Genomic DNA, 764 nt, shown 5'->3' with positions numbered 1-764 from the left:
AAGGATGCGGTGAGTGAGCTGACGGGTGGCCGGGGCGTCGATGTGGTTCTCGATCCGGTGGGTGGCGATCGGTTCACGGACTCCCTCCGGTCGCTGGCACCGGGTGGTCGACTCTTGGTGGTGGGATTCACCGGTGGCGATATCCCGACGGTGAAGGTGAACCGGCTGCTGCTCAACAACGTCGACGCGGTGGGTGTCGGCTGGGGTGCGTGGGCCATGACCCACCCGGGCTACCTCGCCGAGCAATGGGAGGAACTGGAGCCGCTGCTGGCGTCCGGTGCCATCATCCCGCCGGCACCCGAGGCGTATCCGCTGGAGCGCGCCGCGGATGCCATCGCGTCGCTGGAAAACCGTTCGGCCAAGGGCAAAGTAGTCGTCACGGTGCGCTGACCGGCAGCACCAGCCGAGACTGCCCGCCGTCGCCGTGCGCGACGGTGTGTACGGACGGCACCATCCGGGTGGCGGTGGCCAGCGGATCGCCGGTCCCGAGATTTCTGGCGAACCGTGGGAAACAGCCACCGGCGATCAGCAGCCGGATCCGGTGGCCGGCGGCGAATCGGTACGCAGTCGCGTCGAGCTCGAGGCGCAGCCGCGCCTCCGGGGTGTCAGCCGCGGTGAGCCGCAGGTATCCATCGGTGACATTTGTCGAATGTCCGTCGGGCGCAACGTCGCTGATCCGAACGAACACGTCGGCGTGCGGGTTGTCGGTGCGGTGGTCCAGTTCGACGTAGGGCGTACCGATGACGTCGAGATCCGCGGGCAGC

At 68.2% G+C, this 764-nt stretch carries 2 protein-coding genes; one reads left to right on the top strand and one right to left on the bottom strand.

The window, feature by feature from the left end; translation table 11 throughout:
- Positions 1-390 (top strand): zinc-binding dehydrogenase (locus H7I57_RS10835; protein ID WP_264023497.1); only part of this gene is annotated, 390 nt, incomplete at its 5' end.
- Here H7I57_RS10835 and H7I57_RS10830 read toward each other — a convergent pair.
- A partial coding sequence (locus tag H7I57_RS10830) for a CocE/NonD family hydrolase (protein WP_264023496.1) occupies positions 377-764 on the bottom strand: 388 nt, incomplete at its 5' end. The genes H7I57_RS10835 and H7I57_RS10830 overlap by 14 nt on opposite strands.

The sequence above is a fragment of the Mycolicibacterium pyrenivorans genome (assembly GCF_025821625.1).
GTDB classification, from domain to species: domain Bacteria; phylum Actinomycetota; class Actinomycetes; order Mycobacteriales; family Mycobacteriaceae; genus Mycobacterium; species Mycobacterium pyrenivorans.
Note: the sequence above shows the minus strand (reverse complement) of the source record. Positions and strands in the feature narration are given on the sequence as shown.